Here is a 1363-nt window from a genome sequence, read left to right on the forward strand (position 1 = left end):
GTGGATTTGTTGTTTCGGTTGCGCCTTGCACGAACCCTCCATCGGGAAAATCTTGAAAATCACAGCTTTTTTTCCCCACGGTCCAAAATTCAGCATCGTTCAACCCCGACCAATGGACACGTCTTGGATGCTCGGTCAATTTCATCAGACAAACGAAATCGCCCCATACCCGAACGATTCCGGCTTGTGGTGGATTTCCTTTTAAATTTCTAAATCTTTCGTCATGATTAATGTCGATGACTTGTGGTTTATCATTTGCGTTGACAGCAATGACATAATCGCCAAACAAAGCAAAGGACCATGGAGCATGGATATTTGCGGAATAAGGTTCTCCTTTTCTGCTGATATCTTTCCACTTCATGTTTAGATTATCGAGAAGGTAGATTTTTTTTTCTGTTCCCACGATAATCGACACGCCATTTTTTTCTCTCACAGCAATAGCGCCTAAAATTGGATCAGGGCAAGATTCTGAAAAAGGTTTAAAGCCGGGCATAGGAATATAGGAGCCATCAGCTGGCAACAGGTTGATAAGCTCATCGGTAAAAGCGCCATTAAGATCAGCGACGTCGGGCCGATAATCAGCAACTGGAAGAAAAACCATTGAGAACCTCATGAAAAGAATATTTGAAGAACCTTATCCGTGGGATGTATCAAATCACTAAGGCTTGTTTTTATTTTAACAGCAAGAGCCCCTGATAATGGGATCAGGACAAAACTCTGAAAGAATTGTAAAGCTCAGGCCTCTATACAGTAAGTGGGCATCAAACAGACTGACAAGCGCATGAATAAACTCTTTCTGTCAGCAACGCTAAGTCAGGTATCAATGCCCGGGATGATGCCAGTCATCAAGAACTGGAAAAAAATTCCTTTAAAACCTCATTGGCAGAATATGTGCCGAGTCTGTTCTGCGTGAAGTTTCAAATCGCAAAGCTTGGAGCTGTTCTTGAAAGTCTTTGAAAGAAACAGCAGCATATTCAGGATCTTTGAGGATGTTTTTGTAGAGTTCGTATTTTGCACGTGCTTTAATGAGATCAAATGCATGCATCAACCAAGGATTCCCCTCCTCCATGAGCTGTTCATCCCCAAACCAAAGTGGAAAATAAAAAAGATGCACAGTTTCAACATCTTGTGGTGTTGGAAAGAGTCCTATTTTTTGCTCAAGGCAAGTATAAAAGAGCGGTGTTCCCTGCAAAGGCGGTGATCCATATTGTTGTTGCAAGGCCTGGATGGGTTTATGAAACAATTGTGTTTGTGTTGCAGCCTGTATTCCCAACAGGACAGCTTCAAGATTTTTTTCTGATTGAATAAAAATCCCCTCTTCTTGCCCATACCATGTTTTTCCACTTTGTGTTTTGAATGTCGC

1 protein-coding gene and 1 pseudogene are annotated in these 1363 nt (G+C 41.8%); both read right to left on the bottom strand.

Features of this window, described 5'->3' with window-relative positions; all coding sequences use genetic code 11:
* Nucleotides 1–601, bottom strand: a pseudogene (locus tag ACFIK8_RS09295) (hypothetical protein); the annotation flags it as partial.
* Between the two features lie 267 nt (nt 602–868).
* On the bottom strand, nt 869–1363 hold a 495-nt coding region (locus ACFIK8_RS09300), incomplete at its 5' end, for a hypothetical protein (RefSeq protein ID WP_375669256.1).

This window comes from Bartonella sp. MR168JLCBS (assembly GCF_042194175.1).